This window comes from Isoptericola sp. NPDC019693, from assembly GCF_044389085.1.
Classification (GTDB): Bacteria; Actinomycetota; Actinomycetes; order Actinomycetales; family Cellulomonadaceae; genus Isoptericola.
Genome location: NZ_JBIRXP010000009.1, coordinates 95,482 through 102,480 on the forward strand (window position 1 = coordinate 95,482; position 6,999 = coordinate 102,480).

The following is a 6,999-nucleotide window of genomic DNA, read 5'->3' on the forward strand; positions in this document are numbered from 1 at the left end:
GCTCACTCGCAGCCGACGCCGTCCCCGTCCCCGTCGAGCCGCGACGAGTAGCCCGGGTCGCCCCGGCGCACGGGAGCCGCCCCCGCGGCGCGCGCCTCGGCGCAGCTCGCGAACGGCTCCGTCCCCGCCGGACCGGCCGCCGCGTCGTCGTCCGCGACGACCTCCGGGGCCACGCCTCCGGACGGCAGCGGCTCGTCCGGGCACCGGGACAGCTCGCGCGCGATCGCGTCGTGCTCCGCCTGGGTGACCCACAGGGCGTACGCCTGCTTCACGGCCACCTGCCGGGCCACGTACTGGCAGCGGAACGCCTTGGACGGCGGCAGCCACGTCGCGGCGTCGCCGTCGCCCTTGCCCGAGTTGGTCGGGCCGTCGACGGCGAGCAGGTTGAGCGGGTCGTTGGCGAGCTGTCGGCGCGCCTCGCCGTCGAGCTGCTGGGCGCCCTTCTGCCACGCGTCGGACAGCGCGACCACGTGGTCGATCTGCACCGCGGTCGACGTCGCCTGCCCGCGCAGGAAGTCGATCCGCGTGCCGGTGTACGGGTCGGCCAGCACGCCGCTCAGCACGATGCAGTCGTGCGTGCCCGGGTCGGTGACGGTGCGGGTCAGGTCGCGCGCCAGGATGTCGTTGCGCGTGTCGCAGCCGTTGTGGTCGACGTCGGCCCACGCGGGGCCGAACTGGTCGCGCGAGTACCCCGTCTTGGGTGCGCGGCCCTTCACCGCCAGCGTCTCGAGCGCCGCGACGGCGGTGCCGGCCGCCGGGGGCGCGGGCCGCTCGGACTCGTCACGACCGGTCTGGGCGGCAGGTGGCTCCGCTCCGGCGAGGCCGGACGACGACGGCTCCAGCCCGCCCGCGCACGCACCGAGCAGGAGCGCGACGGAGGCTCCCAGCGCCGCGATGCCGCCGCGCCGGGTGGTGGTCCCCGCCCTCACCGGGCGGGGTGCGCGAGCAGGTCGGCGTACTCGGGGTGCCGCTGCACGTAGGCCTTGATGAACGGGCACAGCGGCACGATCTTCTCCCCCGCCGCGCGTACCTGGTCGAGCGCGCCGGCGGCGAGCTGCGACCCGATCCCCTGCCCCTCGAAGTCGGGGTCCACCTCCGTGTGCGTGAAGACGACGACGGCCGAGCCCGCGTCGCCCCTCCGCTCGTAGTACGCGCCGCCGGCACGTCGTCCGTCGTCGAGCCGGGCGAGGAAGACCTGGTGGTCGCGGTCGTCGACCACGGTCACGGGGGTCGGGGAGTCGTTCATGGGGACATCCTCGCCGTCGATCCCGACATCTGTCGCATCCCCCGCCGTACGGTCCCGCGCGAGCACCTCAGCCGGGCTGCGACACCTTCGTCGGGGAGTCGGGCAGCAGGCGGTGCAGCAGCGGCTTGTTGACCCGCTCGGTGAAGAAGTCGATGAGCGGGCCGGCGAAGAAGGCCGTCATGACGGTGCCCACCCCGACCGGGCCGCCGAACAGGATCGCCAGCCCGACGAACAGGAGGTCCTGGACGACGCGCACCACGCGGTAGCGCACCCCGGTGCGGTCCACCACCATCGGGGCGATCGCGTCGTAGGGCGCCGTGCCGATGCCCGCCGTCATGTAGGCCGACGCCCCGGCGGTGAACAGCAGGATCCCGACCAGGAACAGCACGGCCTGCAGCAGGTGGCCAGGGGGGTCGGGCAGCACCGGGTCGAGCACGGCGCTGAACCACTGCACGAAGAAGCCGGTCATCACCATGTTGATGACGGTGCCCAGGCCGACGTACCGGCGCCCCCAGACGACGACGGGCACGAGGAGCACCGCGTTGACGGCGAGCTGGTAGGCCCCGAGGCCGACGCCGAGGTGTCCGCTCACGCCGATGTTCGCCGCCGTGAACGGGTCGACGCCGACGTGCGCGCCGAGCAGCACCGCGGAGCCGAGGGCCAGGACTGCCACACCGCCCAGGGCCCACAGCGCTCGGGGGACGAGGTGCGACGCCCCTGCGCGGGCCCGGGAGGTCATGCTCGGCACGCTAGAGGTTCGCGTGGCCCGGCGCGCGCCGAGGGCCCGGCGGCACCGCCGGCCGGTGTCGCTGCCGTCGCCGGCCCGCAGTGGGAGAATCCGGCAGTGACCGAGCCTGTTCCCGAGCTCCCCGACGCGGCGTCGAGGACCCCGGCCCGCAATCCCTACCTCGACGTCCTGCGCGTGCCCGGCGCCGCCCGCTTCTCGGTCGCGGGCATGGTCGCCCGGCTCCCGATGTCGATGGTCGGCATCGGCACGGTCCTCATGGTGCAGGCCCTGTACGGCTCGTACGCGATGGCGGGCCGGGTGTCGGCGGTGCTCGTGGTGGCCCAGGCGCTGGTGGCCCCGCAGATCGCCCGGCTCGTGGACCGGTCCGGCCAGTCCCGCGTGATGACGCCGATGCTGGTCGCCACGACGGTGGGGCTCCTGGGGCTCGTGGTCGCGGCGAGCCTGGGCGCCCCGGAATGGGTGCTGTGGGTGTGCGCCGCCGTGGGCGGGGCGAGCCAGGGCTCGTACGGGTCGCTCGCGCGGGCCCGCTGGTCGCACGTGCTCCCCGAGGCGCGGCGGGTGCACACCGCCTACTCGCTCGAGTCGGCCCTCGACGAGCTGGTGTTCATCGTCGGCCCGGTACTGGCGACGACGCTCGCGACGACCGTGATCCCGTCCGGCGGGCTGCTGGTGGCGGCCGTCGTGGGCGGCGCGGGCGCCGCCTGGTTCCTCACGCAGCGCCGCACCGAGCCGCCCGCCCGCGGCGCGGCGGTGCCCGCGGGCGGCGAGCGCGTCGGAACGGTGGCGCACCCCGACGTCGCCCGGCTCGAGCGGCGCTCGGCGATCCGCATGCCGGGGATGCCGGTGCTCGCCGTCGTCTTCGTCGGCATGGGCGTGATGTTCGGGTCCAGCGACGTCGCCACGGTGGCGTTCGCGGAGGAGCAGGGCGTCAAGGGGCTCGCCGGGCTGGTGCTCGCGTGCTTCGCCCTGGGGTCGCTGGTGTCGGGGCTGGCCTATGGCGCGCGGCACTGGGTGTCCCCGCTGTCGACCCGGTTCACCATCACCGCCTGCGGGATCGCCGTCGGCGTCTCCCTGTTCTTCTTCGTGCAGAACCTCGCCGTCCTGGCCGCCGTGATGTTCGTGGCCGGGTTCGCCATCGCGCCGACCCTCATCAACGGCAACGCCCTGGTGCAGGCGCTCGTCGCGCCCCACCAGCTCACCGAGGGCCTCACCTGGGTGGGGACGTCGCTGGGCGTGGGCGTCTCGCTCGGCTCGTGGCTGGCCGGGGTCGCCGTGGACGCCGTCGACTCGCACGCCGGGTTCCTCGTCACGATGTCCGGCGGCTGGGCCTGCGCGATCCTCGCGCTGGTCGCCCTCCCCGGCATGCGGCGTCGTCGCCCCTACGCCGACGCCGCCTGAGCCGGCCCGCCGTGCTCAGGGCACGGAGCTCAGGGTTCGGGGTGGTGCGCGTCGTAGCGCCAGAACCGCGGCTGCAGGCGGACGACCAGCCACAGCACCGCGACGCACGCCAGCCCGCCCACGACAGCCGCCCACCCCTCGCCGAACCAGGTGGCCTCGGCGCCGAGCACCATCTCCCCGAGCCGCGGCCCGCCCGCGACCACCACGATGAACACGCCCTGCAGGCGCCCGCGCATGTGGTCGGGCGTCGCGGTCTGCAGGATCGACTGGCGGAACACCGACGAGATCGCGTCCGAGCCGCCCGCGAGGAGCAGCGCCACGCCCGCGAGCACGACGGCGCCCCACAGCACGCCGTCGGGCGCGTCGGGCCCGACGGCGACGAGCACCGCACCGAAGGCGGCGACGCTCAGGCCCCACGCCGTGATGGCCCACACGATGACCCGTCCCTGCCACCGCACGCGCACCAGCGCGCCGGAGAACACGCTCGCGAGGATGCCGCCGACGGCGAACCCGGCGGCGAGCAGGCCCGTCGTCGTCTCGCCGCCGCCGAGGTAGAGCGCGCCCGCCGCGGGCCACAGCACCCGCGGGAACGCGAGCACCATCGCGGCCAGGTCGACCACGAACGTCGTGCGCACGTTCGGCCGGGTCGCGAGGTAGCGCAGCCCGTCCAGCACCGAGCTCAGCCCGACGACGCGCCGTCGGGCGGGTGCGCCCGCGACCGCGCCGGCCGCGCCGTCGTCGGCGCCCGTCAGCTCGGGCGGCACGGCGGGCAGCCGCCACACCGCCCACAGCGCGGCGGTGAACAGCAGCACGTCGAGGGTGTACGCCCACGCGTACCCGAGCCGGGCCACGAGGAGCGCACCCACGAGCGGGCCGCACGTGAGGGCCACGTTGAACGACAGCGTCTGCAACGCGTTCGCCGCCGGCATGAGCCGCGGCTCGAGCAGGCGCGGCACGATCGAGGTCCGCGCGGGGTTGTTGATCGCGAACGCCGCGGACTGCAGCGCCACCAGCCCGTACAGCAGGTTCACCGACCCGACGTCGAGCCAGGCCTGCGCCGCGATGCCCGCCGTCACCAGCCACAGCACGGTCGACGCGAGCAGCGAGACGCGACGCCGGTCGTAGTGGTCCACCAGGGCGCCGCCGTACAGGCCGAGCGCGACCAGCGGGACCAGCGCCGCGATGCCCAGCGTGCCGACGGCGAGCGTCGAGCCCGTCAGCGCGTACACCTGCAGGCCGACCGCGACGACGGTGACCTGCGTGCCGATGTTCGAGACGCCGAGGCCCCACCACAGGCGACGGAACGCCGGGGAGACGCGCAGCGGTGTGAGATCGGCGATCAGTCTGGGCACGGTGTCCCAGGGTAGGCGTGTTCCGCGGGCAGCCCCGGGCGGGTCTGCCGACCCTCTTCTCGAGTCGGTGATCATCCTCCCGGGGCCGCCACGCGTACCCCCGCGACGCCGGCAGTCGTGGACGCAGCCCGGCCCCCTGCGCCGTGCTGCGCCCACGCCGGCCCCAGCCGGGGCGGAGCTGCCACGGGACACTCCCCAGTGATCCCCCGTGACAGCGCCGCCCCGTCCGGAGCCGGTACCGGCTCCGGTGGGGTCAGCGGGTCGTGACCGCGAGCGCCTCCTTCCGACGGCGCAGCACCAGCGCGGTGCCCGTGAGCATCAGCAGCAGCGACAGCCCCAGCAGCCGCAGGTCACCGCCTGTCGTCGGCAGGGACTCCATCGCACCGGTGCTGCCGGAGGCCTCGGCCCCGGCAGCCGACGCGGCGCCGTTCGTCCCGCTCCCGGCCCCGGCCGTCCAGCTCACGCCGTCCGTGCCGGATGCTGCGGAGATCGGACCGCCCGCCGTGCCGGTCCAGCCGTCGCCCGTGGCGTCGTTCCCACCGTCGGTGCTCCCGTCACCGGGGACCGTGCCATCACCAGGGCCGGTGCCGTCACCCGGGCCCGTGCCATCACCAGGGCCGGTGCCGTCACCGGGGTCCGTGCCATCGCCCGGGTCGGTGCCGTCGCCCGGGTCCGTGCCATCGCCCGGGTCGGTGCCGTCACCAGGGTCCGTGCCATCGCCCGGGTCGGTGCCGTCACCAGGGTCGGTGCCGTCACCCGGATCGGTGCCGTCACCCGGATCGGTCGCGGCGGTGCCGTCCTCCAGGAGGTCGTCCAGGAGTCCGTCCTCCGCGACCACGCTGTCGACCAGACCGCCGAGGTCGCCCTCGAGCAGCTCGTTGGCCGTGTCGTTGACGTCCTCGACGAGGTGCTCGACGAGCTCGTCGGTCACGCCGTCCTGCGGCTCATCAGCACCGACGACGTCATCCACCACGCCGTCCTCACCGACGAGACCGTCGACAACACCCTCGACCAGGTCATCCGTGCCGAGCAGGTCGTCCACCACACCCGTGGCATCCACGACATCACCGAGCACCGGGTCCAGACCCTGGTCCTCCAGCACGTCGTCCACCAGACCGTCCTCGGCCGTGAGGTCGTCGATCACCGCACCGAGGTCACCCTCGGTCAGGTCACCGACGATCTGCTCCAGGTCGTCGAGCACGTGCTCCACGGCCTGATCCGTCACACCGTCCTGCGGCTCGTCAGCGCCCACGACGTCATCCACCACGCCGTCCTCACCGACCAGCCCGTCAACCACGCCCTGCACCAGCGAACCGGTACCCAGCGTGTCGTCGACCGTGCCCGTCAGGCCCGAGACCTGACCGACCACGTCATCCACCGCGGAGTCGACGCCGCCGTCCTCCAGCACGTCGTCGACCACACCGTCCTCGGCGAGCACGCCCTCCAGAACACCGGGCAGATCACCAGCCGTCAGCGAACCGACCACCGAGTCGACGTCGTCCAGCACGGCCTCCACGAGACCGTCGGTCACGCCGTCCTGCGGCTCATCAGCGCCCACGACGTCATCCACCACGCCGTCCTCACCGACCAGCCCGTCAACCAGGCCCTGTACCGACGAACCGGTGCCGAGCAGGTCGTCCAGCACGCCCGTGGTGTCCACGACGTCACCGAGCACCGGGTCCAGACCCTGGTCCTCGAGCAGGTCGTCCACCAGGCCGCCCTCTGCGGTCACGCCGTCGAGCACACCGTTGAGGTCAGCGGCCGCGAGCGAGGCGAGCACGCCGTTCACGTCCTCGACGACGTGTGCGACGAGACCGTCGGTGACACCGTCCTCCGGCTCGTCGGCACCCACGACGTCATCCACCACGCCGTCCTCACCGACCAGCCCGTCAACGGTGTCCTGCACCAGCGACCCGGTACCGAGCAGGTCGTCCAGGGCCCCGGTCACGCCGGAGACGGCGTTCACCACGTCGTCCACCGCCGTGTCGATGCCCGAGACCCCGGGAACCTGGCCGGGCTGCGTCGGAACCGCACCCAGCAGATTCGCCAGGGCGAAGACAGGCTCGGTCACGGCACCCACGGTGTCCTGCACCGTCGAACCCGTGCCGAGCGTGCCGTCGACAGCCTGGGTCAGTCCGTCGACCGTGTCCGAGACGGTGTCCACGACGCCGCCAAGGTCGGTCACGTCACCCAGCCCCGGAAGGCCAGGCAGCTCACCGTCCGGCAGCTCACCGCCGGGAAGACCCGGCAGCTCA

At 74.0% G+C, this 6,999-nt stretch carries 5 protein-coding genes and 1 pseudogene; 1 reads left to right on the top strand and 5 read right to left on the bottom strand.

Annotated elements, in window-relative coordinates; genetic code table 11:
- Positions 1–2: 2 nt before the first annotated feature.
- The 3 genes from ACH436_RS20530 to ACH436_RS20540 all read right to left on the bottom strand — a co-directional run bounded on the left by ACH436_RS20530 (position 3) and on the right by ACH436_RS20540 (position 1,985).
- Positions 3–929 carry a DUF1524 domain-containing protein gene (locus ACH436_RS20530; RefSeq protein ID WP_430562065.1) on the bottom strand — a complete coding sequence of 309 codons (927 nt, stop codon included), beginning with the start codon at positions 927–929 and terminating at the stop codon, positions 3–5.
- Positions 926–1,246 carry a GNAT family N-acetyltransferase gene (locus ACH436_RS20535; protein ID WP_430562066.1) on the bottom strand — a complete coding sequence of 107 codons (321 nt, stop codon included), beginning with the start codon at positions 1,244–1,246 and terminating at the stop codon, positions 926–928. The genes ACH436_RS20530 and ACH436_RS20535 overlap by 4 nt, the downstream gene beginning before the upstream one ends.
- A 67-nt stretch (positions 1,247–1,313) precedes the next feature.
- The gene (locus ACH436_RS20540; protein WP_430562067.1) at positions 1,314–1,985 is read right to left on the bottom strand and encodes a YitT family protein; all 672 of its coding nucleotides are present in this window, start codon (positions 1,983–1,985) and stop codon (positions 1,314–1,316) included.
- Positions 1,986–2,090: 105 nt separating this feature from the next.
- Between ACH436_RS20540 and ACH436_RS20545 the strand changes: the two genes are divergently transcribed.
- Complete coding sequence (locus ACH436_RS20545) at positions 2,091–3,392, top strand: MFS transporter (RefSeq protein WP_430562068.1); 1,302 nt, start codon at positions 2,091–2,093, stop codon at positions 3,390–3,392.
- A gap of 29 nt (positions 3,393–3,421) precedes the next feature.
- Here ACH436_RS20545 and ACH436_RS20550 read toward each other — a convergent pair whose 3' ends face one another.
- Both ACH436_RS20550 and ACH436_RS20555 read right to left on the bottom strand, forming a co-directional pair.
- Positions 3,422–4,744 carry an MFS transporter gene (locus ACH436_RS20550; protein ID WP_430562069.1) on the bottom strand — a complete coding sequence of 441 codons (1,323 nt, stop codon included), beginning with the start codon at positions 4,742–4,744 and terminating at the stop codon, positions 3,422–3,424.
- 253 nt (positions 4,745–4,997) lie between these two features.
- A pseudogene (locus tag ACH436_RS20555) lies at positions 4,998–6,999 on the bottom strand (hypothetical protein); the annotation flags it as partial.

What these genes read in the sequence shown, in the direction of transcription:
- ACH436_RS20535 (WP_430562066.1), bottom strand. Translation starts at nt 1,246, where the DNA reads ATGAACGACTCCCCGACCCCCGTGACCGTGGTCGACGACCGCGACCAC.
- ACH436_RS20540 (WP_430562067.1), bottom strand. Translation starts at nt 1,985, where the DNA reads ATGACCTCCCGGGCCCGCGCAGGGGCGTCGCACCTCGTCCCCCGAGCG.